This is a genomic window from Kitasatospora sp. NPDC001095, assembly GCF_053598615.1.
Genome location: NZ_JBSFKQ010000043.1, coordinates 13,811 through 35,060, shown reverse-complemented (window position 1 = coordinate 35,060; position 21,250 = coordinate 13,811). Strand labels below are relative to the sequence as shown.

Annotated in this window: 20 protein-coding genes and 1 pseudogene; 14 read left to right on the top strand and 7 right to left on the bottom strand. The window is 74.4% G+C overall.

The annotated features are described in order from the left end of the window. The first annotated feature begins 137 nt into the window (after nucleotides 1–137). From ACWDBB_RS27695 to ACWDBB_RS27685, 3 genes are read left to right on the top strand one after another with little or no spacing between them, the layout of a single operon-like run. Entirely contained in the window at nucleotides 138–779 is a 642-nt protein-coding gene (locus ACWDBB_RS27695; protein WP_449792188.1) for a class F sortase, read from the top strand. Further along, nucleotides 776–2,101, top strand: coding sequence for an alpha/beta hydrolase (locus tag ACWDBB_RS27690; protein WP_449792187.1), 1,326 nt, complete (start codon nucleotides 776–778; stop codon nucleotides 2,099–2,101). Before ACWDBB_RS27695 ends, ACWDBB_RS27690 begins: the two co-directional genes overlap by 4 nt. Then, the gene (locus tag ACWDBB_RS27685) at nucleotides 2,098–4,668 is read left to right on the top strand and encodes a rhomboid family intramembrane serine protease (protein ID WP_449792186.1); all 2,571 of its coding nucleotides are present in this window, start codon (nucleotides 2,098–2,100) and stop codon (nucleotides 4,666–4,668) included. Before ACWDBB_RS27690 ends, ACWDBB_RS27685 begins: the two co-directional genes overlap by 4 nt. Before the next feature lie 76 nt (nucleotides 4,669–4,744). Here the strand turns inward: ACWDBB_RS27685 and ACWDBB_RS27680 are convergent, their stop codons facing one another. Continuing rightward, nucleotides 4,745–5,170: an SsgA family sporulation/cell division regulator gene (locus tag ACWDBB_RS27680; RefSeq protein WP_449792185.1), complete on the bottom strand. Its 426-nt coding sequence runs from the start codon at nucleotides 5,168–5,170 to the stop codon at nucleotides 4,745–4,747. A 310-nt stretch (nucleotides 5,171–5,480) separates the two neighbouring features. Between ACWDBB_RS27680 and ACWDBB_RS27675 the strand changes: the two genes are divergently transcribed. The 3 genes from ACWDBB_RS27675 to ACWDBB_RS27665 all read left to right on the top strand — a co-directional run bounded on the left by ACWDBB_RS27675 (nucleotide 5,481) and on the right by ACWDBB_RS27665 (nucleotide 9,184). Continuing rightward, nucleotides 5,481–7,313 carry a DEAD/DEAH box helicase gene (locus ACWDBB_RS27675; protein ID WP_449792205.1) on the top strand — a complete coding sequence of 611 codons (1,833 nt, stop codon included), beginning with the start codon at nucleotides 5,481–5,483 and terminating at the stop codon, nucleotides 7,311–7,313. A gap of 375 nt (nucleotides 7,314–7,688) precedes the next feature. Continuing rightward, entirely contained in the window at nucleotides 7,689–8,339 is a 651-nt protein-coding gene (locus ACWDBB_RS27670) for an IclR family transcriptional regulator (RefSeq protein ID WP_049654777.1), read from the top strand. A gap of 38 nt (nucleotides 8,340–8,377) precedes the next feature. Further along, nucleotides 8,378–9,184 (top strand): S16 family serine protease, encoded by an 807-nt coding sequence (locus ACWDBB_RS27665; protein WP_449792184.1) that lies wholly within the window; start codon nucleotides 8,378–8,380, stop codon nucleotides 9,182–9,184. Between the two features lie 64 nt (nucleotides 9,185–9,248). On the opposite strand, the gene ACWDBB_RS27660 is transcribed toward ACWDBB_RS27665, so the two are convergent. Together ACWDBB_RS27660 and ACWDBB_RS27655 are read right to left on the bottom strand one after the other, a co-directional pair. Beyond that, the gene (locus ACWDBB_RS27660) at nucleotides 9,249–10,019 is read right to left on the bottom strand and encodes an IclR family transcriptional regulator (protein ID WP_449792183.1); all 771 of its coding nucleotides are present in this window, start codon (nucleotides 10,017–10,019) and stop codon (nucleotides 9,249–9,251) included. A 152-nt stretch (nucleotides 10,020–10,171) separates the two neighbouring features. Then, nucleotides 10,172–10,738 carry an Lrp/AsnC family transcriptional regulator gene (locus ACWDBB_RS27655; protein WP_449792182.1) on the bottom strand — a complete coding sequence of 189 codons (567 nt, stop codon included), beginning with the start codon at nucleotides 10,736–10,738 and terminating at the stop codon, nucleotides 10,172–10,174. 208 nt (nucleotides 10,739–10,946) lie between these two features. On the opposite strand from ACWDBB_RS27655, the gene ACWDBB_RS27650 reads away from it, so the two are divergent. Beyond that, on the top strand, nucleotides 10,947–11,510 hold the full coding sequence (locus ACWDBB_RS27650; RefSeq protein ID WP_449792181.1) for a VOC family protein: 564 nt from the start codon (nucleotides 10,947–10,949) through the stop codon (nucleotides 11,508–11,510). A 36-nt stretch (nucleotides 11,511–11,546) separates the two neighbouring features. Here the strand turns inward: ACWDBB_RS27650 and ACWDBB_RS27645 are convergent, their stop codons facing one another. Next, nucleotides 11,547–12,104: a hypothetical protein gene (locus ACWDBB_RS27645; RefSeq protein ID WP_449792180.1), complete on the bottom strand. Its 558-nt coding sequence runs from the start codon at nucleotides 12,102–12,104 to the stop codon at nucleotides 11,547–11,549. A 134-nt stretch (nucleotides 12,105–12,238) separates the two neighbouring features. On the opposite strand from ACWDBB_RS27645, the gene ACWDBB_RS27640 reads away from it, so the two are divergent. The 3 genes from ACWDBB_RS27640 (at nucleotide 12,239) to ACWDBB_RS27630 (ending at nucleotide 16,345) form a co-directional block, all read left to right on the top strand. Further along, nucleotides 12,239–12,943, top strand: coding sequence for a response regulator transcription factor (locus ACWDBB_RS27640; RefSeq protein WP_392880979.1), 705 nt, complete (start codon nucleotides 12,239–12,241; stop codon nucleotides 12,941–12,943). Further along, the gene (locus tag ACWDBB_RS27635) at nucleotides 12,940–14,520 is read left to right on the top strand and encodes a sensor histidine kinase (protein WP_449792179.1); all 1,581 of its coding nucleotides are present in this window, start codon (nucleotides 12,940–12,942) and stop codon (nucleotides 14,518–14,520) included. The genes ACWDBB_RS27640 and ACWDBB_RS27635 overlap by 4 nt, the downstream gene beginning before the upstream one ends. A 424-nt stretch (nucleotides 14,521–14,944) precedes the next feature. Continuing rightward, nucleotides 14,945–16,345, top strand: coding sequence for a glycosyltransferase 87 family protein (locus tag ACWDBB_RS27630; protein ID WP_449792178.1), 1,401 nt, complete (start codon nucleotides 14,945–14,947; stop codon nucleotides 16,343–16,345). Between the two features lie 162 nt (nucleotides 16,346–16,507). Here ACWDBB_RS27630 and ACWDBB_RS27625 read toward each other — a convergent pair whose 3' ends face one another. Then, entirely contained in the window at nucleotides 16,508–16,924 is a 417-nt protein-coding gene (locus ACWDBB_RS27625; RefSeq protein ID WP_188298732.1) for an SsgA family sporulation/cell division regulator, read from the bottom strand. 406 nt (nucleotides 16,925–17,330) lie between these two features. Between ACWDBB_RS27625 and ACWDBB_RS27620 the strand changes: the two are divergent. Next, nucleotides 17,331–17,432: pseudogene (locus ACWDBB_RS27620) on the top strand (hypothetical protein); the annotation flags it as partial. Here the strand turns inward: ACWDBB_RS27620 and ACWDBB_RS27615 are convergent. After that, nucleotides 17,414–17,755, bottom strand: a complete 342-nt coding sequence (locus ACWDBB_RS27615; RefSeq protein WP_449792206.1) for a hypothetical protein — start codon at nucleotides 17,753–17,755, stop codon at nucleotides 17,414–17,416. The pseudogene ACWDBB_RS27620 and the gene ACWDBB_RS27615 overlap by 19 nt on opposite strands. A gap of 418 nt (nucleotides 17,756–18,173) precedes the next feature. Between ACWDBB_RS27615 and ACWDBB_RS27610 the strand changes: the two genes are divergently transcribed. Both ACWDBB_RS27610 and ACWDBB_RS27605 read left to right on the top strand, forming a co-directional pair. After that, complete coding sequence (locus ACWDBB_RS27610) at nucleotides 18,174–19,097, top strand: RDD family protein (protein WP_449792204.1); 924 nt, start codon at nucleotides 18,174–18,176, stop codon at nucleotides 19,095–19,097. A 74-nt stretch (nucleotides 19,098–19,171) separates the two neighbouring features. Further along, nucleotides 19,172–19,939 carry an RDD family protein gene (locus ACWDBB_RS27605; protein ID WP_449792177.1) on the top strand — a complete coding sequence of 256 codons (768 nt, stop codon included), beginning with the start codon at nucleotides 19,172–19,174 and terminating at the stop codon, nucleotides 19,937–19,939. Between the two features lie 36 nt (nucleotides 19,940–19,975). Here ACWDBB_RS27605 and ACWDBB_RS27600 read toward each other — a convergent pair whose 3' ends face one another. Next, complete coding sequence (locus ACWDBB_RS27600) at nucleotides 19,976–20,248, bottom strand: hypothetical protein (RefSeq protein WP_449792176.1); 273 nt, start codon at nucleotides 20,246–20,248, stop codon at nucleotides 19,976–19,978. 224 nt (nucleotides 20,249–20,472) lie between these two features. On the opposite strand from ACWDBB_RS27600, the gene ACWDBB_RS27595 reads away from it, so the two are divergent. After that, nucleotides 20,473–21,186, top strand: a complete 714-nt coding sequence (locus ACWDBB_RS27595; protein WP_449792175.1) for an endonuclease V — start codon at nucleotides 20,473–20,475, stop codon at nucleotides 21,184–21,186. Nucleotides 21,187–21,250: the final 64 nt, after the last annotated feature.

Genomic DNA, 21,250 nt, shown 5'->3' with positions numbered 1-21,250 from the left:
GGGAAAGGGCGATCGCCCCTGCCGATCGGCGGGTGCCGGTACGACCGTCGTATGGACGTGCCTTACAGTCCGTTCCGGTTGAATTGTTCCCAGGAAACTCCCAGGAAGCGGGGTTCCGTCGGCAGAGGGGAGCGCCCGTGGGCGTCCAGCAGAGCGGGGGGCCCTGGCCGGGCACCCTGGCGGCGGGGGCCGCGCTGGTGCTCGGTGCCTGGCTGCTGCACGACGGAAGCCCGTCGCTGCCGCCCGCGCCGGGGGCCGGCCAGGCCCAGGCCGGGATCGCGCCGGTCTCGATCGTCCCGCCGCTTGGCCCGTCCGCGCCGACCCGGATCCGCATCCCCGCGGTGCGGTTGGACGCCCCGGTCACGGCGCTCGGACTGGACGCCGACGGCCACCTCCAGACCCCTCCCGAGGGGGACCGGAACCTGGCGGGGTGGTACCGCGGCGGGGCCAGCCCCGGCCAGCGCGGCACCGCGATCCTCGCGGGGCACGTCGACAACAAGGCCGGCCCCGCGGTCTTCTACCATCTGGGCGCGCTCCGTCGGGGGGACCGGATCGAGATCGCCCGGGCGGACGGCGCCACCGCCGTCTACCAGCTCTACGCCATCGAAGTGCACGACCGAAAGGACTTCCCGGACGATCGGGTCTACCGTCAGGCCACTGACGCGCAGCTGCGGGTGATCACCTGCGGCGGCTCGTACAGCGAGGAACACGGCTACGACGGCAACGTCGTCGCCTACGGTTTCCTGGCCGACACCACCCCGCCGGGCCGAGCCGCATGAGCACGTTGACCCTTGCCTCCCGCTGGAATCCGATCGACTGGCCGCTCACCGAGGGCCTGATCCCGCACGCCGTGCTGGCGGCCGGCTGGGCGGCGCTGTTCGCGCTCGCCGTCGGCCGCGGCCGGAGCTGGTGGCGGGTCCGCCTGCCCGCCGCGCTGGTCACCGCCGCGGCGCTCAGCTGGCTGCTGGACGTCGTGGTCGACGGCTGGTGGCACCCCTTCCCGGAGGGCACGCCCCGGTACGTCACCTGGTGGATAGCCGTCGCCCTGCTCGGGCTCTGCCTGGCCGGTTACCGGATGCGGCGGCTCACCTGGCGCCGCCGGGGCGGCGCGCTGGCCCTCAGCGGCCTGGTGCTGCTGATGTCCTCCTCCGAGGTCAACATCGGCTTCGGCCAGTTCCCGAGCGGGCGCGTGATGCTGGCGCCGTGGCTGACCAAGACCGACGGGCTGGTCGCCACCAAGGCGGGCCAGACCGTGACCGCCCCGCCGGGCAGGTCGCTGGAGGAGGTCTGGAAGCCCCCGGCGGACCTGCCCGCGAAGGGCACCGTCTCGGTGGTGCCGATCCCCGGTACCAGGTCGGGCTTCCAGGCCCGCGACGCGTACGTCTACCTCCCGCCCGCCTACCAGGCCACCCCGCGGCCGCTGCTGCCGGTGGTCGTGATGATCACCGGTCAGCCCGGAATCCCGGGGGACTGGGTGCTGTCCGCTCAGATCAACGAGACGCTCGACGCCTACGCCGCGGAACACGGCGGCCTCGCGCCGATCGTGGTGATGCCCGATCAGCTCGGCTCGACCTGGGCCAACACGCTCTGCCTCGACTCCAAGATCGCCAAGGCCCAGACCTACCTCGCGGTGGACGTCCCCGAGTGGGTCCACCAGAACCTCCAGACCGCCACCGGCCGCACCGCCTGGGCGATCGGGGGCGCCTCGATGGGCGGCACCTGCGCGCTCCAGCTCGGCGTCAACGCGCCCGATGTCTACGGCACCGTCCTCGACATGTCCGGGCAGGAGGAACCGACCCTGGGCAGCCGGGAGCAGACTGTCAAGGCCGCGTTCGGTGGTGACGAGAAGAAGTTCGACGAGGTCGATCCGCTCCAGGTGATGGCCCGCAAGAAGTTCCCGGACACCAACGTCGCGTTGGTCGTCGGCGAGACCGACGAGGAGTTCAGACCACAGATGGAGAAGGTCTACCACGCCGCTCAGGCGGCCGGAATGAAGGCCAAGTTCGATCTGATGCCGGGCGGCCACGGATGGGTCGTCTTCCGGCCCGGCATCGGCCAGCAGCTGCCGTGGCTCGCCCAACAGACCGGGCTGACCCGGTGACCGGGGCGACCGCGCTGGCCGCCGTCAGCGAGCAGCGCGGGTCCGGGCCGGAGCCGGAGCGCGCCGCCGAGCGGGGCGCCGACCGGGCCCCGGTCACCCGGACGCCGGAACCGGGTCCGCAGAAGCTCCGGCGGGCGGCCGGGGCGCTCGGCGACCGGCTGCGCTCGGCGCCGCTGACCCTGACCCTGCTGGCCGGGCTCTGGCTGCTCGGCGCGGCCACCGGCAGCCTGGACCACGGCCCGTCCGACCGGCTGCTCGAGCGGGCCGGGGTCGGGCTGTCCACGCTGGCCGAGGGCCACTGGTGGGCGCCGGTCACCTCGATGCTCTGGTGCTCGGGCACCGGCTCGTACGTGTTCACCAGCCTGCTGCTGCTCCTGGTCGGCCCGGCCGCCGAGCACCGGCTCGGGCGGCCGCGCACCCTCGCGGTGCTGGTCGGCGGGCAGGTCGTCGGCACCCTGCTGGGCACCGCCCTGGTCGCCTTCGGCTCCTCGGCGGGGGAGCAGTGGACCGCCTCGGTGGCCGACCAGATCTCGGTCGGCCCGGGCGTCGGCGTGTTCGCGCTGGCCGGGGTGCTCGGGTACCGGCTCACCGTGCTCTGGCGCCGCCGGCTGCACCTGCTGGTGCTGCTCGTCCCGCTGGTGATGACGCTGTACGTGGGCCACCTGCAGAGCGTCCAGCGGTGCGCCGGCGCGCTGGCCGGGCTCGCCCTGGGCGCCCTGGCCAGCCGGGGCCGCCCGCACCTGCGCACCCACCGCTCCTCGCACTCCGAGACCCGGGTGCTGGTCGCGCTCTGCCTGGTCGCCGCCGCCTTCGGGCCGCTGCTCGCCTCGCTGTACGACAACGCCAGCGGGCCCTTCAACACCTTCTCCGAGCTGTACTTCTCGCACCGGCTCAGCCCGGACGAGGTGGCCGACTTCTGCGCACTGTCGGCGCACGACTGCGCCCGGGCGCACGCCGTCGTCCGGATCTTCGACACCCCGGGCCGGATGATGGCCGCGCTGTTCCCGGCGCTGCTGCTGGTGCTCGCCGAGGGATTGCGCCGGGGGCTGCGGTTGGCCTGGCTGGTCACCGTGGCCACCGAGTTGCTCTGGGCGGCGCTGCTGTGCTGGCTGTACCTGGACGCCGGGCCGGTCAGCCGGGACGTGGTGCAGTACTTCGTCGAGGCGCTGCTGCTGCCGCTGCTGACCACCGTCCTGCTGGTCGCCACCCGCAAGCGGTTCCCGCTGCGGCTGTCCGGCCGCTCGGTGCGCCGGCTCGCCCTGGTGCTCGGCGGCGCGGCGCTCGCCTCCGCGGCCGCCTACGTGGGGGTCGGGCGGCTGGTCGCCGGGGAGTTCGAGCCGGGGGCGACTGCCCGCAGGCTGGTGGCCGGGCTGCCGGCCCAGTTCCTGCCGCCCGCGTACAACGACCTGCTGCCGGACTACCCGATCGCGGTCGGGCCGGTGGCGCGCCTGCTGGAGACGTACTGCGGGCTGGTGTTCTGGGTGGTCGCGCTGGCCGTGCTGCTGTCGGTGTTCCGCCGTCCGGTGCTGCACACCGACGCGGCGGCGGCCGGCCGGGCGCGGGCGCTGCTGGCCGAGCACGGCGGCGGGACGCTCTCGTTCATCGCCACCTGGGACGGCAACCACTACTGGTTCGACGAGGGCGGCCGGGCGGCCGTCGCCTACCGGGTGGTGGGCACCGTCGCGCTGACCACCGGCGACCCGTTCGGCGCCCCGGAGGACCGGGCCCGGGCGGTGGCCGGCTTCGCCCGGTACTGCGACGCGCGCGGCTGGACGCCGTGCTTCTACAGCGTCTGCGGCGACACCAGGGCCGCCGCCGCGCAGCTCGGCTGGCGCTCGGTGCAGGTCGCCGAGGACACCGTGGTGCCGCTGCCCGAGCTGGCCTTCACCGGCCGCAAGTGGCAGGACATCCGCACCGCCCTCAACAAGGCCGGCAAGCAGGGCATCTCCGCGGAGTGGTGGGCGTACCACGAGGCGCCGCTCGCGCTGCGGGAGCAGATCCGGGCGATCTCCGAGGAGTGGGTCTCCGAGAAGGGCCTGCCGGAGATGGGCTTCACGCTCGGCGGGCTGGCGGAGCTGGACGACCCGGACGTGCGGGTGCTGGTCGCGGTGGACGAGCAGCGGGTGGTGCACGGGCTGACCAGCTGGATGCCGGTGTACGAGGACGGCGTTCCGGTCGGCTGGACGCTGGACTTCATGCGCCGGCGCTCGGACGGCTTCCGCGGGGTCAGCGAGTTCCTGATCGCCTCGGCCGCGCTCGGGTTCAAGGAGGAGGGCGCGCGCTTCCTGTCGCTGTCGGGCGCTCCGCTGGCCCGCACCGGGCAGGACGAGGAGCCCACCGGGCTGCAGCGGATGCTGGACTGGATGGGCAGGGTGCTGGAGCCGGTGTACGGCTTCCGCTCGCTGCTGGCGTTCAAGGCGAAGTTCCAGCCGGAGTACCGGCCGATGTACATGGCGTACCCCGACCCGGCCGCGCTGCCCGGCATCACCAGGGCGATCGGCAAGGCGTACCTGCCGCACCTGACGGCGGCCCAGGGCGTGCGGCTGATGCGCAGGCTGTCGGGCTGAGCGGAGGTCACAGTCCCCGGGCCCCGGACCCGGGAGACCGTGCGCCGCTGCCCCGGCCGTGGCGCCGGGCCGCCCGTCAGCCGAGCAGCTGGGCGAGCGCGCGGTCGGCGTCCAGGTGCAGGTGCTCCTCGCCCTCGGGGACGAGCAGCCGGCTGCGCCACAGGAAGCGGCGCAGGTCGGCGCTGTCGAAGCGGAGCAGCGCGGTGCCCTCGGGGGCCCGCAGCTCGACCATGGTGCGCCGGCCGACCGCGGGCCGGACGTGGACGTCGCCGACGCCGGCCGGCAGCTCGATGCCGGCCGACAGCAGCTGGCGCGCGAAGATCCAGACGATGTCCTCGGAGTCCCGGCGTTCGGCGGGGTCGTCCAGCGAGAACTCGGAGGGGAAGGCCATCCGGACGGCCAGCGGGTCCTCCGGCAGGTAGGAGAGCACCACCCGCAGTCGGACGGAGCGGTGGGTGGAGAGGATCAGGCGGGCCTGGACGGTCTCTTCGACGGTGCGCACGGGGGGATCCCTTCGGTTCGGTGCGAGGCCGCGCTTCGGCAGGTGGGGTTGGTGCGGCCTCACCCTGGTGAGAGTCACGGGGCGCCTGGTGCTTACCGGGTTTCACGGAGCATTCGATGTGATCCGGGTCACATCGATTTCCGGCCGCGCGGGCCCGACGTGGAGCCTCGCCTGGAGGCTCGAACGGCGTCGGGCCGGTACGCTGGGCGGGTTGTCCGATCGCCGCCCGACCGCGGGGCGAGGCCGCAAAACCGCCTCTGACCTGCGATGATCCCCCTCGGAGACCGTGAGTACTGCCGCCGCCTCCTCGATGCCGCTGTTCTCCGACGCACCGGAGTCGCAGGCCCCCGTCCGATCCGTCGGCCATGCCGCGCCCGCCGGCTCGCACCACCTCTCCCCGGCCTTCCCCGGCCGCGCCCCCTGGGGCACCGCGGGCAAGCTGCGGGCCTGGCAGCAGGGCGCGCTGGACAAGTACATCGAGACGCAGCCGCGTGACTTCCTCGCGGTCGCCACCCCGGGCGCAGGCAAGACCACCTTCGCGCTCACCCTGGCCTCGTACCTGCTGCACAACCACCTGGTGCAGCAGGTGACCGTCGTCGCGCCGACCGAGCACCTGAAGAAGCAGTGGGCCGAGGCCGCCGCGCGGATAGGCATCCGGCTGGACCCGGCGTACTCCTCCGGGCCGCTGTCCCGGGACTACCACGGCATCGTGGTCACCTACGCGGGCGTCGGGGTGAACCCGATGCTGCACCGCAACCGGACCGAGGCCCGCAAGACCCTCGTGATCATGGACGAGATCCACCACGCCGGTGACTCCAAGTCCTGGGGCGAGGCCTGCTTCGAGGCCTTCGAGCCGGCCACCCGCCGACTGGCGCTGACCGGTACGCCGTTCCGCTCGGACACCAACCCGATCCCGTTCGTGGCGTACGAGGCGGGCGGCGACGGTATCCGCAAGTCCGTCGCCGACTACACCTACGGCTACGGGCACGCGCTGGCCGACCACGTCGTCCGCCCGGTGATCTTCCTCAGCTACAGCGGCAACATGCGCTGGCGCACCAAGTCCGGCGACGAGCTGGAGGCCCGGCTCGGCGAGCCGATGACCAAGGACCTGATCGCCCAGGCCTGGCGCACCGCGCTGTCCCCGCAGGGCGAGTGGATCCCGGCGGTGCTCCAGGCCGCCGACCGGCGCCTCACCGAGGTCCGCAAGGCGATCCCGGACGCCGGCGGGCTGGTCATCGCCACCGACCAGAACGTCGCCCGGGCGTACGCCAAGATGCTGCGCGAGATCAGCGGCGAGAAGGTCACCCTGGTGCTCTCGGACGAGACCGAGGCGTCCAAGCGGATCTCCGACTACGCGGCGGGGACCTCGCGCTGGATGGTCGCGGTCCGCATGGTGTCCGAGGGCGTCGACGTGCCCCGGCTGTGCGTGGGCGTGTACGCGACCTCGATCTCCACCCCGCTGTTCTTCGCCCAGGCCGTCGGCCGCTTCGTGCGCGCCCGCAAGCGCGGCGAGACCGCCTCGGTGTTCCTGCCGACCATCCCGCTGCTGCTGGGCTTCGCCAACGAGATGGAGCTCCAGCGCGACCACGTGCTCGACCGGCCGAAGAAGGAGGGCGAGGGCCTCTTCGACGAGGAGGACCGACTGCTCGCCGAGGCCGAGCGGGCCAACGACGGGCCGGACGGCGCCGGCGGCGAGGAGTTCTCGTACGAGGCGCTGGGCTCCGACGCGGTCTTCGACCGGGTGCTGTACAACGCCATGGAGTTCGGCATGCAGGCCCACCCGGGGAGCGAGGAGGAGGAGGACTACCTCGGCATCCCGGGCCTGCTGGAACCGGACCAGGTGCAGATGCTGCTGCAGAAGCGCCAGCACCGGCAGATCCAGCGCAGCAAGGCCAAGCCCGCCGAGGAGGCCGACCTGCTGGAGCTGCCGGCCGAGGAGCGGCCGGTGGTCACCCACCAGGAGCTGCGGGAGCTGCGCAAGGAGCTGAACGCGCTGGTCGCCGCCTGGCACCACCGCACCGACCAGCCGCACGGCACCATCCACAACGAGCTGCGCCGCCAGTGCGGCGGGCCGCTCACCGCGCAGGCCACCGCGAACCAGCTCAAGGCGCGGATCGCGAAGATCCGGGAGTGGGCCAGGTAGCGGGGCCGGAAGCGGGCGCGGCTCCGTCCGCCGCGCCCGCTCCGGGGCGCTCGCTCCGGCGTGTCCGGTCACCGGACCGGGGGCGCGGCCGCGGCCCTGCGCACCCGGCGAATCGCGGGGGTTCGTCCGGAATCCGAGACGGTGTTGAAGTCGATCACGCCCGAATTTTGGACAACCACTTCCGCCGCGTCATTTCCTTCACTACCTTTCCCCCACGCTCTTCCGTCGGGCAACCCCCGCGGGACGGCGTCGCAGGGCCGCACGCGTCAAGGACGACGCCGTACGGACCGAGCGCGGCCACCCCCACCTGCGCGCGACACCGACCTTGGAACGGCGCCGCCCGCCCCGCGAGCGCCGCGGAAAGGATTGCCCGTCGTGACTGCCGAGACCTCCCAGACCCTGGACCGCGGCGTCCGGGTCCTCAAGCTCCTCGCCGACTCCGAGCGCGGACTCACCGTGACCGAGCTGGCCGCCCGGCTGGCCGTCAACCGGACGGTGGTCTACCGCCTGCTGGCCACCCTGGAGCAGCACGGACTGGTCCGACGGGACATCGGCGGGCGCGCCCGGGTGGGCCTCGGCGTGCTGCGCCTCGCGCACCGGGTGCACCCGCTGCTGCGCGAGGCCGCCCTCCCGGCCCTGCGCAGCCTGGCCGAGGACCTCGGCGCCACCGCCCACCTGACCCTGGTGGACGGCAACGAGGCGCTGGCCGTCGCCGTGGTCGAGCCCAGCTGGACCGACTTCCACGTCGCCTACCGGACCGGCCTGCGCCACCCGCTCACCGAGAGCGCGGCCGGCCGGGCGATCCTGGAGGCGCGCACGTTCCCCAGCCAGCGCAGGCCCGAACAGGGCTTCGTCATCACCCGTGCGGAGGAGCAGTCCGGGGCGAGCGGGGCGGCCGCCGCACTGGTCGGACTCAGCGGCATCGAGGGCAGCGTCGGTGTGGTGATGCTGAACGGCATGGTGCCCGAGCGGGTCGGCCCCCGGGTGGTGGAGGCGGCGACCGAGGTGGCCGACGCCCTGAGGTAGCACCCGCGCGGGTCGTCGGGTGTGTTTGGATTTCCCTTGTGTCCGACACCAAGCTCACCAAGGCCCTCACCTCCCCGCGGACCCGCGCGCTCACGCTGTGCGGGGTGCTGGTCGCCGCGCTGTTCGGCGTGGCCGCCTTCGTGCCGCTGCCGTACACCGTCACCTGGCCGGGCCTGACCGCGGACACCCTGGGCACGTACGAGGACAAGCCGGTCCTCACCATCACCGGGGCGCCGCTGCGCACCACCGAGGGCGAGCTGCGGATGGTCACCATCACGGCGACCAACCCGGGGCAGAAGAACACCTTCTGGCGCTCGCTGCAGGCGTGGTTCGACCCGAAGGAGGCGGTCCGCCCGACCGAGACGGTCTACCCGGAGAGCAACCCGGCGAAGGCCGACGAGGCGACCGCCCAGCAGATGGCCGAGTCGCAGGACGCCGCCACCGCGGCCGCGCTGGACTACCTCCACCTGTCGCCGGACCAGGTCAAGGTCAAGGTCGACCTGGGGGCGGTCGGCGGCCCCAGCGCCGGCCAGATGCTGGCGCTGGGCATCGTCGACAAGCTGGCCGGCGACGGCAAGGGCGGCGACCTCACCGGCGGGCGCACCATCGCCGGCACCGGCACCATCGCCAAGGACGGCACCGTCGGTCCCGTCGGCGGCGTCCCCCTGAAGACGCAGGCGGCCGCCCGGGACGGCGCGACGGTGTTCCTGCTGCCCAAGGACGAGTGCACGGACGCCAAGGTGAACACCCCGGCGTCGCTGCGCCTGGTGCCGGTCGGCAACCTCGCCGAGTCGGTCTCCGCCCTCCAGGCGCTGAGGAGCGGCGGCACCGTCCCGTCCTGCTGACCGTCCCCCACTGCACTGCCGGCCGTTCCCGCCGGGGCGCCGGGGCTGGCCGGCCCCGGCGCGGTCAGATCCCGAAGGCCACCGAGGCGAAGTCGTCGCCCAGCCGGGTGTGCAGCTGGGCGGCGATCCCGGCCAGCCGGTGGGCCTGGGCCATCGGCAGGGAGACCGAGATCGCGCCGATGCCGGTGCCCGCGACGATCGGCACCGCCGCACCGGCCGAGCCGATCTCGTACTCCTGGAACTGGGTGATCGGGACGACCCGGCGCGGGCCCTGGCGCGGCAGCAGCGGCAGGCACGCCGGGTCCCGAAGGGTGTACGGGGTGAACGGCACCATCGGGTAGCGGGCCAGGTGGTCCCGGCGCTCCTCGGCGGTCATCAGGGCCAGCACGGTCTTGCCGGCCGCGGTGGCGTGCGCGGCGGCCCGGAAGCCGGCCCGGTCGATCAGCGGCGCGCCGGGGGCCTCGGCGGCTTCGACCAGCTCCACCTCGCCGTGCCGGTACCAGGTGAAGTAGACGGCGGCGGACAGCTCGTCGGCGAGCATGCCCAGCAGCGCCTTGAGCCGGGCCCGGCCCGTCGCCGGGCCGTCGTACCGGATCAGCCCGGCGACCGCGGGGCCGGTCAGGTAGAGGCCGCTGTGGCGTTCCAGGTAGTGGTCGTGCACCAGGGTGCGCAGCAGGTGGTACGTGGTGCCCAGGGCCAGGCCGGTGTCCCGGGCGAGCTGCTTGGCGGTGGCGCCCTTGGGGTAGCCGGCGGCCGCCTGCAGCAGGCGCAGGGCGCGCTGGGCGGAGGCGATGAGGGTGGGGGCGGTTCCGTCGGCCGCGACCGCGTTCGTCATGCGGGGGCCGACCCGGGAGAGGGCTCGGTCGGCACGCGTTTCAGCGGATCGGAGGGCGGCGCGAGGGTTAGTAGAACGTTCATATAGAAATCTTGCGGCCATCGACGCCTCACGGATGTGCCAAATCGGCGCGTCGGGCCGTGTCTCCCCTCCTACTCGGCGGCGGCCTGGTCCACCAGCGGCAGGATCCGGTACGGAACCGGGTTCTCCAGCACGATCGCGGTGGACGAGCGGACGATCCCGTCGAAGCCCAGCACCCGGTCGATCACCCGCTGCAGATCGGCGTTGGACCGGGCCACGATCCGCACCAGCATGTCCCCGATCCCGGTGATGGTGTGCAGCTCCAGCACCTCCGGAACGCTCGCCAGGTGCGCCCGCACGTCCGCGCCCTGGCCCTGGGAGATCTCCAGGGTGGCGAAGGCCGTCACCGGGTAGCCGATCGCCGCCGGGTCCACCTCCGGGCCGAAGCCGCCGATCACGCCCTTGGCCTGGAGCCGGTCCAGCCGGGCCTGCACGGTTCCCCGGGCGACCTGCAGCCGGCGCGAGCACTCCAGCACCCCGATCCGGGGCTCCTCGGCGAGCAGCCGGATCAGCCGGCCGTCCAGGGGGTCGATGGCGTCGTTGGTGCCGGCCGGCGGGGCGGCGGAAGCGCCTTGCGGGGCGGGGGAGTTGGGTGCGCCGGGGGAACCCGGGGAGTTCGGGGAGTGGGCGGGGGGCATTCGCGGCACCGTCCTGGGGTGGGCATTCTGTACAGCTGCGCGGCCGATTCTTCCGCTCCGGGGCACAGCTTGACCAGGAGGAAACGGAACAGTTGCGCGCGGGTCGGCCCGGCGCCACCCTCCAGCCACACCCCCCGCTCCCAGGGCCCCACCCCCGGGTGCCGGGGCGGCCAGGATGGTCCGTACGCCAACCGGGAGGGCAGTCATCATGACCGACACCGCCGCCGAACCAGCCCTGTTCGGGGCAGGCCTCGCACCGTTCGGGGCAGGCCTCGCAGCGGACCCGGCGGAGGCGGGGCCGCTGCCGATGGGCCGTGCGGACGCGGTGGTCTTCGCGGTCGCCGACGCCGAGCGGGCGGCCCGCCGCTACTGCGCCGCGCTCGGACTGCGCTGCACCGCGTACGCCGGGCCGGAGACCGGCGAGCCGGAGACGCTCTCGTACGTCCTCGCCGCGCCGGGGACGCGGATCGTGCTCACCTCCCCGGTGCGGAGCACCGGCCCGCGCGGCCGGGAGCTGACCGCGCATCTGGACCGCCACGGGGACGGGGTGCTGGACCTCGCAGTGAGCGTGCCGGACGTCTACTACGCGTACGACTACGCGGTGGACCGGGGCGCGCTGTCGCTGGCCGAGCCGTACGAGGCGCGGGACGACTACGGCGCGGTGGTGCTGGCCACCATCGCGGTGCCGGGCGGGACCAGGCACACGCTGGTGGACCGGGCGGGGTACGCGGGGCCGTACCTGCCGGGATACGTGCCGTGCGAGGACTTCTGACGAACCGCGGCCTGACGGGGCGTCGAGAAGCGGGCCTCAGCGGATCACCGTCTCCACGATCGGCGGGTGGCCGTTCCAGGAGGCGATGACCGAGTTGGTCTCGGTGTCCCGGACGAAGTCGACCCGCAGCCACTGGCCGTCCGTCCACACCAGCATCTGCCAGCCCGGGTCCGGGGTGGCGGAGACCAGGGTGGCCCGGTCCGGCTTCAGGTCCAGTGCGACCTTGCCGCCCGGGATCGGATAGCTCTTCACCGTGGACGTCGTGGTGGCGGTGGGGGCGGGCCGGCGGGTCGGTGACGCCGCGGTGGTGGCGGGAGCCGGGCCGTGCGGGGTGGTGGCGGCGGTGGAAGTGGCGGCGGTGGTCGGTGAGGCCGCCGGGGAAGGGGGCGTCGACTGTGCGCCGGAGCGCGGCGGGTCCGGGGTGGCGGGCGCCGGGTGCGGCGTGCCGTCGGCCTTCGGGGAGGGCAGCGGCAGCGCCGTGGGCTGCTCGAACGCGGCGCCGGTCAGCACCGCGTGCACGCCGAGCCAGGACAGCGCCACCGCCGCCCCGGTGGCCGCCGCCCAGGCGCCGAGCTGTACCAGTCCGTTCCGCATCGTCCGCACATCCTGCCGTATTTCCATTCGGAAGGAGACCGGCACCCCCGGTATTCAGCAGGGCAGTTGCACAATGTCCGGACCCACCCCCGAGGTACAGACCACTCGCCGGCGATGGCGTACCGTGCAGGCCCATGGCAACAGTGCTCGTGGTCGAGGACGACCCCTTCGTACGTTCCGCCCTCATCCGCCACCTGACCGACACCGGTCACGCGGTCCGCAGCGTGGGCACGGCTCTGGAGGCGCTGCGGGAGGTCGCCCAGGTCGGCTGCGACCTGGTGATCCTCGACCTCGGCCTGCCCGACCTGGACGGCAGCGAGGCGCTCAAGATGATCCGGGGCCTGACCAACGTGCCGGTGATCGTCTCCACCGCCCGGGACGACGAGGCCGAGATCATCCGGCTGCTCAACGACGGCGCCGACGACTACCTGGTGAAACCTTTCTCCGGGGAGCATCTCAGCGCCCGGATGACCGCCGTGCTGCGCCGGTTCGGCGGCGGCGCCGCGCCCGTCGCCCAGGTGCTGCGGGTCGGCGGACTGGCCATCGACCTCCAGCGGCGGGAGGCCGCGCTGGACGGACGGCCGCTCGACCTGACCCGCCGTGAGTTCGACCTGCTGGCCTTCCTGGCCGCCCGGCCCGGCGTCGTGGTGCCCCGCAAGGAGATCCTCGCCGAGGTCTGGCAGCAGACCTACGGCGGCGACCAGACCATCGACGTCCACCTCTCCTGGCTGCGCCGCAAACTCGGCGAGACCGCCTCCAACCCCCGCTACCTGCACACCGTCCGGGGCGTCGGGGTCCGGCTGGAGGCCGCCGGGGGCCTGGCGGAGCACCGGACATGAGGCGGTTCGGGTGCTCGCTGCGCTGGGCCCTGATCAAGGCCGCCGTGGCCGGCACCACCATGGTCGCGCTGGCCTTCCTGATCCCGCTCGGGATGATGGTCCAGCAGACCGCGCGGGACCGGGCGTTCACCGCCGCCGAGCGGCAGGCCGCGGCGCTCGGACCGGCGCTGGCGATCACCACCGACGAGGACGCGATCACCCGGGCCCTGGCCAGCACGGACGCCGGCGGGCAGGGGCGGATGGCGGTCCACCTCCCGGCGGCCGGGCAGCCCGCCGGGGCGGGGGGCGGCGACGCGCTCCACGACGGCGGTGGCGGGGGCGCCGGGGCGGGTGGTGCTGTTACGGGTGGTGCCGGCGTGGGTGGTCCCGCCGCGAGTCCGGGCGCGGGGAGTCCTGGTGCGAGCGGTCCCGGTGTGGCGGCCGCCGCGGTCGGCGGGCCCGGGGGGCCGATGCTGGGGGAGGGGCGCGCCGCGGCGGCCGACGTGGCCACGGCCGGCGGGCAGGGCCGCTCCTTCACCGTGCAGGTGGCCGGCGGGTACGCCCTGCTCCAGCCGGTCGCGGTGGACACCGGGCGGACCGCGGTGGTCGAGGTGTTCGTGGCCGAGAACGACCTCACCAGGGGCGTCGCCACGGCCTGGCAGGTGCTCTCCGCCGTGGCGCTCGGCCTGGTCGCCATCTCCGTGCTGGTCGCCGACCGGATGGGCAGCCGCATCGTCGCCTCCGCGCGCAAGCTCGCCGCCGCCGCCCGCTCGCTCGGCGCCGGGAACCTCTCGGTGCGGGTCCCGGTGGAGGGCAAGCAGGTCGAGGGCAGCCCCGAGGAACTGCGCGAGGCCGGCCAGGCGTTCAACACCATGGCCGACCGCGTGGTCCAACTCCTCGCCGCGGAACGGGAACTGGCCGCCGACCTGTCGCACCGGCTGCGCACCCCGCTGACCGTGCTGCGGCTCAACGCCGCCTCGCTCGGCGAGGGCGACGCGGCCGAGGCCACCCGGCACGCGGTCGCCCAACTGGAGCGCGAGGTCGACCAGATCATCCGCTCGGCCCGCCGCGCCCCCGAGGACGCGCCCGCCGTCGCGGTCGGCTGCGACGCCGCCGAGGTGATCCGGGAGCGGGTCGCCTTCTGGTCGGCGCTGGCCGAGGACGAGGGACGCCGCTGGCAGCTGGCCGGCGCCGAGCAGGCGGCGCCGGTGCCCGTCCAGCGCGGGGACCTGGCGGCCGCCGTCGACGCACTGCTCGGCAACGTCTTCCGGCACACCGCCGTCGGCACCGCCTTCTCGGTCGACGTGCTGGCCACCGGCTGCTCGGTGATCGTCCTGGTCGGCGACGCCGGACCGGGGTACAGCGACCCGGCAGCCGCCCTCAGACGCGGCGAGGGACACGGCGGCGAGGGCTCCACCGGCCTCGGCCTCGACATCGTCCGCAAGCTCGCCGAGTCCACCGGCGGGGACGTCGCGCTCGGCCGCTCCGCGGTGCTCGGCGGTGCCGAGACCCGGCTGCGGCTGCGCACCGGGCCGCAGGAGGCGCCGCCCGCGCGGGGCGGACGGCGGCGGACCCGGGGCGTGCTGTTCCAGAAGTGACGGCAGGGCGCGGCGACGGCGGTGGCTTGAGCGGCCCGGGTGGTGGGGCGACGGGGCGACGGGGTGGCTGGTCGCGGCTGGACGGCTGGGCGGCTGGGCACTTGGGGCGGCTGGGCGCGTCGGGCGGGTCCTTCTCGTACGGGCTCATCCTTAACGGCGACCTAAGGGAGTTCTACCCCTCGCTCAGCCCGGCGGTCGCGGCCCCGGGCCGCGGCTAGCGTCGGTCGTGCCGGCCACCCGACCACCCCGGCGCCGACCCGCACCCCGACCGTCACCCCCACGGCGACCGGTGTGCCCTTCCCCCAGGTCGGCGCCGGGGCCGGTCAGGGCCGACGCGTCACGCTGCGTAGTTGATCGTGTCCGATCCCAGTCGGGCGGCATCCGGTATCGTCGCTGGTTGGCCGAGCCGTGGACGGAGTGGACAGTGACAGCGGTGCAAGACGAGCGCAGCCCGGTGCGGACCGCACCCGACCCCTCGCCCGCCCCCCTGTCGGACCGGCTGCGCCGGGCCCTCGGCGCCCCTGTCCGGGCGCTGCGCGAAGCCCCCCGCCGCCCGCTGCTGGCCGCCTCCGCCGTGGCGCTGCTGTCCCTGCTGGTGTACGCGGTGGTCCGGCACTTCGTCCACACCTCGATGGTGGACATGATCGTCTACCGGGCCGAGGGCGCCGCCGTGGCCGACGGCACCGACCTGTACGCGCTGCGCGTCACCGAGTGGAACCTGCCCGCGACGTACCCGCCGTTCGCGGCGATGCTGTTCGTCCCGACCACCTGGTTCCCGGTCCCCTTCCTCCGAGTGGCGATCACTCTCGGCAACCTCGGGCTGCTCGCCCTGCTGACCCACCTGTCCTTCAAGCTGGTCGGCTGGCCGCGCCGCGAGCTGCGGCCGATCGGCGTGATCCTGGTGACCGGCCTCGGGGTCTGGCTCGAACCGGTCTTCACCACGCTTCGCTACGGCCAGATCAACCTCGCGCTGGCCTGCCTGATCCTCTGGGACCTCACCCGTGCGGACGGGCGGCGCAGCAAGGGCGTGGCGATCGGCATCGCCGCCGGCATCAAGCTCACCCCCGGCCTGTTCGCGGTCTACCTGCTGATCACCGGCCGGATCCGGGCCGCCTTCGTGGCCGGCCTCACCTTCCTCGGCACCTTCCTGCTCGGCGCCCTCGTCCTGCCCGATGCCACCTGGGGCTTCTGGACCAAGTACCTCTACGACTCCTCCCGGGTCGGCAAGACCTGGATCGTCGACAACCAGTCGATGCGCGGCGCCTTCGCCCGCCTGCTGCACTCGGCCGACCCCGGCACCGTCGCCACCGTCGGAGCCGGCCTGGTCGCGCTCGCCGGTCTCGGCGTCGCCGCCTGGGCCGCGCGCAGCGGCCGCTGGCTGCCCCGGTCCGAGGCCTGGGGCGTCTGCTGCGCCGCCGTCACCGCCGTGCTGATCTCGCCGATCAGCTGGACCCACCACTGGGTCTGGTGCGTGCCGATGCTCGTCCTGCTCGCCGCCGAGGCCGCGGTCGAGCACGCCCGCCCGGCCGGCGTCCGTCGGCTGCGCTGGCGGGCCGTCTTCTGGGCCACGCTGGTCGCCTTCCTGTCCTTCGCGATGTGGGCCGCGAAGCCGGTCGGCCTGGCCGTCCTCGACATGCCGCTCTGGCGCCAGCTGCCGACCTCGGTCTATCCGTGGGTCGGACTCTGCTTCCTGCTCGCCGCCGCCGTCCGGATAAGGGCACGACGGCTCTCGGCCGGCGCGCCGCTGGTCCGGCTGCCCGGACAGCGGGACGTCGGCGGCCCGGACGCCGCCCGCGGCCGTCAGCAGGCCCCCGCGGCCCGCTGAGCCGGCGGGGGCGCCGCTCCTGCTTCTTCCGGTCCTGCTTCTTCCGGTCGTTCCGGTCCTTCCGGTTGTTCCGGTCCTTCCGGTTTTTCCGCCGAGCCCGCCGCTCGTTCTCGCGCCCCGTGCTCGTGTTGCTGTACGTGCCGGTGCACGCCGCGGCGCACGCTAGGCGAGCAGCTCGGCGAGCGAGCCGTCCATGTCCAGCGCGGCCAGCTCGCTGCCCGGCGGGACGAGCCGGTGCGCCCGCTCCAGCCAGGCCGCGACGACCGGCAGCGGGGCCTCCAGCAGCGCGTCCCCGGCGGGCGAGCTCAGCGCCAGGCAGAGCACGCTGCGCCGGCCCGAACGGGTCGGCCAGATCCGCACGTCGCCCTGGCCGCACGGGCGGAAGGTGCCCTCGACGAGCAGCTCGCGGGCGAACACCCAGGTGACCGGGGAACCGGTGTCCAGGTGGAAGGTCATGTACACCGCGTACGGGTCGTGGCTGCCGTAGGACAGCCGGGCCGGGACGGGGACGCTGTGCTCCGGCGAGAGCACCAGGTTGAGCTCCAGCTCGTGCTCGACGACGCTGACGGGACGCTCCATGATCGTCTTCCTCTCTGCCTTCGGGTTGTGCCCGGCTTCGGGCCCCTGTGACCTTTGAGAGGGCGGTCCGCACCGGCTCTTACACACGTTTCCGGGATTTCTTCGGGAAGTCCGGTGAGGGGTGGTGAACAGCGGATGACACGGCGCGCGGGCAGTCGTCGTGCGCCTGGTTCCTTACCTTGAGCGACCCTCCGCTGTCCGGCGAATCGCGAACCTTCCGTCACGGCTTCGATGAGGTACTACCCTTTGTGACTGCCCGGCGACTTTCCGCCCACCGGCGGTGCCCCCACGCGCGCCGACCGCCGGGAGCGCGCCGGGTCGTGCGCGCGGGTGGACGCGTCTGCGGTGGTCGGGCCCGGTCGGCCCGCACCCTCCTCGTCAGGACCTGCCAGGAAAGAAGACCCCCATGACGGACCGCCCCTTCGTCGCCGACGGCGACCCGGCCGTCGCGCCCGAGCCCGGCTACTACCCCGACCCGTCCATCCCCGGCTACGTCCGGTACTGGGGCGGCGCGGCGTGGGTGCCCGGCACCAGCCGGCCCGCTCCCGCCGGGGGAGAGGCGCTGGAGCCGCCGCGGTACGTGACCCGGCGGCCCGCTCCGGGCGGTGCGGCGGCGCGGGTGGTGCCGCCACCGGTGGTGCCGGAGGCCGCGTTGCCGGGGGCGGTCGGGGTGCCGGAACCGGTGGTCGTGGAACCGGTGGTCCCGGGGCTGCCGGTCTCGGGGTCGGTGGCTCCCGGGTCGATGGCCTCGGAGGCGGTGGTCTCGGGGTCGGTGGCATCGGGGTCGATGGCGGAGGTGCGGGCCGGGCTGCCGGCGGGTGGGGGCGACACCGGGCCGGTGTACTTCGACCAGACTTCGGGTGGGGCGTCCTTCGTGCTCGGGCCCCGGGTGGCGGAGGTGATCGGCGGGCCGGTGTTCCGGACGGTCGACGGATCGGGGGCGTCGCCGGGAGCTTCGGCGGGGATGCCGGTCGCGGGGATGCCGGTCGCGGGAGAGCCGTCCGCGGGAGTGCCGTCGGGCTTCGCCGGTGTGGAGCCGCCGGGGGCCGTCCCGGTCCAGGCTTCGGCCGCTTTCTCGGCCCCGCCCCTGTCCCCGTCGCCTTCCCCGTCGCCGTCCCCTCCCCCGGCCCCGTTCCAGGGTGTCGGGGAGTCCGGCTGGCAGGCAGATCCTCGGGCGCAGCGGGGCCTGATGGACACGGGCGACGCACCGCGTTGGGTTTCCTGGGGGGTGCTTCCGGAGGCACTCGATGTGGAGGAGGGGCGCGCGGAGCCCGAGCGCACTCCGGCTGCCACGGAACTGGCCGCCGCCGGCGCTCCCGTCGTGGCGGTCACGGTGCGGGAGGCGCCGGTGCCGGCCGTCCTGGCCTCGGGGCCGGTGCCGGTGATCGGCGAAGAGGCGGTGGCGGCCGCCCCTCCGGGCCCGGGGTCGGGGCCGGGGCCGACCGCGGTCGCGGTCGCCTCGAAGTCCATCGCCACGGCGGCGGTCGCGGCGACGGCGCCCGCCACTCCGCTGCCCGCCGTGCGGACGCTCCGCGAGACCGCCGTCCAGCCCCGCCCGTCCGCCTCGGCCTCCGCCGCCACCGTTCCCGCGTCCTCCGGGGCCGCGCGGGCCGCCGGGGCCGCCGGCAGCGCTCGGGTCGCTCGGGCTGGTCGGACCGGCAGGAACGCCCGGGGCGCCGAGCCGGCCGGCCTCGGCCGCCGACTGGCGGCGCGGGCGGTGGACACCGCCATCCTGCTGGTGGTCGCGGTCGCCGCCGGGATCCCGCTCGGCCGCTCGGTGACCGACCACCTCCAGCGGAAGGTCGACCAGGCCCGGATGGCCAGCGTCCTCGCCCGGCACCAGGTCCAGGTCTGGCTGGTGGACGACGTGGTGCTGGGCAAGGCCGCCGTGCTGCTCGGCATCCTGCTGTTCGTCAGCCTGCTCTACGAGGTGCTGCCGGTCGCCCGCACCGGCCAGACCTTCGGCAAGCGACTGGCCCGGATCCGCGTGGTGGACGCCGCCGCCCCGGCCGCCCGGGCGGCGAGGCTGAGCCTCGGCCGCTCGCTGCTCCGGTGGGTCGTGCGGCAGTTGGGCACGGTGCTGCTGCTCGGACTGGTCTGGCCGGTGTTCGACCGGACGGCCCGGCGGGGCTGGCAGGACCGCGCGGCCCGTACTCGGGTGGTGCGCGGCTGAGGGCAGCCAGGGGCCAGTGCAAAACGGACAGAATGTCCCGAACATCGAGAATTCGTGATGTTCTACTCGGGGACATGAGCACCCACGACCCCTCAGGCTCCCAGCCGGAGGGGGGCGGCAAGCCCTCCTTCGACAAGCAGCCCCCGCAGCCGGGCGGCGGCACGCCGGAAGGCGAGCCGTCGGGCCCGACCCCGTCCAACAGCCAGTCCGGCGGCGAGTCCGGAGACCAGTCCGGCGGCCCCGGCGCCTACCGGGGAACCTACGGCGGCAGCCCGTACGGCGAACCGACGCCCGGTCAGGCCCCCTACGGACAGTCCCCGTACGGCCAGCCCCCGTACGACCAGCCGCCGCCCGGTCACGGCACCGGCTACGGACCCGGCGCGTACGGCACACCCGGCGCCGGCCCCGTCCCCGGTATGCCGCCGCTCGGCACCTGGCCCAAACGGATCCTCGCCCGGCTGATCGACTACGTCCTGGTGCAGGTCATCGGGGTGATCGTCGTGGGGCCCTTCGTCGACCTCAGCACGCGCAACGGCTCCACCGAGGCGTTCTGGCTCGGCTGCGCCATCTACCTCGTCTACGAGGCCCTGATGCTCAGCCGGGACGGCCAGACCCTCGGCAAGAAGGCGATGAAGATCCGGGTCGCCATGCTCGTCGACGGGAACAAACCCACCCCGTCCGCCGCCTGGACCCGAGCCGCCGTCTTCATCCTCCCGGCCGTCATCTGCTGCGCCGCGCTCTGGTGGATCGTCGACGGATTCTTCGGCGTCTTCGACAAGCCCTACCGGCAGTGCCTGCACGACAAGGCCGCGAAGACCGTGGTGGTCACCACCGAGGTCTGAGCGGAGCGGCAGGCCACACCCGCGCCCGGCGGCGGATCAGCGCTGCGGGGCGAACGCGTGCCCGGCGGCGGCCGCGGTGCGGCCGGCCGCACCGGCCGGATCCGCGGGAGCGGCCGTCCCGGCCGCCGACCTGGCCGCGGCGGCCGACATCGAGAGCACCGTCACCACGGTGCCGAGCGCCAGCGCGAACCCCACCAGCACCGCGACCGCCAGAACGCCCGAGGCGCCCGAGACGGCCAGCAGTGCCACCGTGGAGGCGACGACGGTGAACGAGCCGAGGCAGGCCTGGGCGACGGAGGGGCGCGGCATGGCGGGGGGTCCTTCGCACGTCGGGGGGAACGGGCGGGAATGGTGCCGGATCCCGTGGTCCTACCCCGCGGGGAGACGGGTACGTCCAGGCTAGTCCCCGAACGCGGGGGCACAGGGGGCGCACGGGCTCACCCCGGGGTCGTCCGACCCGGTCGGTACGGTGAACCGGAACCCGTCGACACCACGCGTCACCGCACACGCCACCACCACCGGGGGAACCGACCATGCCCATCCCCGCCGACTGGCCCACCACCGAGGCCGAGGCACTCGCCGAACAGGAGCGGCTGCGCCCGCTCGTCCAGGCCCACGACGACCCTGGCCACGACCCCGCCGCCCCCGGCACGCTTATCGCCGGCGTCGACGTCGCCTACGACGACGACCGCGACCTCGTCGCCGCCGCCGCCGTCCTCCTCGACCGGGACACCTTGCAGGTGGCCGAACAGGCCACCGCCGTCGGCCGGATCGCCTTCCCGTACGTCCCCGGACTGCTCGCCTTCCGCGAACTCCCCGCCGTCCTCGACGCCCTGGCCGCACTCACCCACACGCCCGACACCGTCGTCTGCGACGGCTACGGCCTCGCCCACCCCCGCCGCCTCGGCCTCGCCAGCCACCTCGGCGTCCTCACCGGACTGCGCACCCTCGGCGTCGCCAAGACCCCCTTCACGTTCGACCACCACGCACCCGACAAGGCCTGCGGCTCCTGGACCCCCCTCACCGACCCCGCCACCGGCGAGGAGGTCGGCCGCGCGGTGCGCACCAGGACCGGCGTGAAACCCGTCTTCGTCTCCGTCGGCCACCGGACCGGCCTCGACACCGCCGTCCGCACCACCCTCGACCTCGCCCGCCACTACCGCCTCCCCGAGACCACCCGGCACGCCGACTCCCTCTGCCGCCGCGCCCTCGCCGACGCCCAACGGACCGGGACGAACGCGAACTGACCAAGCCCCGGGCCGGATTCGGGCCCGGTGTGTTAGACATGAGACACCGGGGCCCGGCCCCGAC

What these genes read in the sequence shown, in the direction of transcription:
- ACWDBB_RS27690 (WP_449792187.1), top strand. Translation starts at nt 776, where the DNA reads ATGAGCACGTTGACCCTTGCCTCCCGCTGGAATCCGATCGACTGGCCG.
- ACWDBB_RS27675 (WP_449792205.1), top strand. Translation starts at nt 5,481, where the DNA reads ATGCCGCTGTTCTCCGACGCACCGGAGTCGCAGGCCCCCGTCCGATCC.
- ACWDBB_RS27660 (WP_449792183.1), bottom strand. Translation starts at nt 10,019, where the DNA reads ATGACGAACGCGGTCGCGGCCGACGGAACCGCCCCCACCCTCATCGCC.
- ACWDBB_RS27655 (WP_449792182.1), bottom strand. Translation starts at nt 10,738, where the DNA reads ATGCCCCCCGCCCACTCCCCGAACTCCCCGGGTTCCCCCGGCGCACCC.
- ACWDBB_RS27650 (WP_449792181.1), top strand. Translation starts at nt 10,947, where the DNA reads ATGACCGACACCGCCGCCGAACCAGCCCTGTTCGGGGCAGGCCTCGCA.
- ACWDBB_RS27645 (WP_449792180.1), bottom strand. Translation starts at nt 12,104, where the DNA reads ATGCGGAACGGACTGGTACAGCTCGGCGCCTGGGCGGCGGCCACCGGG.
- ACWDBB_RS27640 (WP_392880979.1), top strand. Translation starts at nt 12,239, where the DNA reads ATGGCAACAGTGCTCGTGGTCGAGGACGACCCCTTCGTACGTTCCGCC.
- ACWDBB_RS27635 (WP_449792179.1), top strand. Translation starts at nt 12,940, where the DNA reads ATGAGGCGGTTCGGGTGCTCGCTGCGCTGGGCCCTGATCAAGGCCGCC.
- ACWDBB_RS27625 (WP_188298732.1), bottom strand. Translation starts at nt 16,924, where the DNA reads ATGGAGCGTCCCGTCAGCGTCGTCGAGCACGAGCTGGAGCTCAACCTG.
- ACWDBB_RS27605 (WP_449792177.1), top strand. Translation starts at nt 19,172, where the DNA reads ATGAGCACCCACGACCCCTCAGGCTCCCAGCCGGAGGGGGGCGGCAAG.
- ACWDBB_RS27600 (WP_449792176.1), bottom strand. Translation starts at nt 20,248, where the DNA reads ATGCCGCGCCCCTCCGTCGCCCAGGCCTGCCTCGGCTCGTTCACCGTC.
- ACWDBB_RS27595 (WP_449792175.1), top strand. Translation starts at nt 20,473, where the DNA reads ATGCCCATCCCCGCCGACTGGCCCACCACCGAGGCCGAGGCACTCGCC.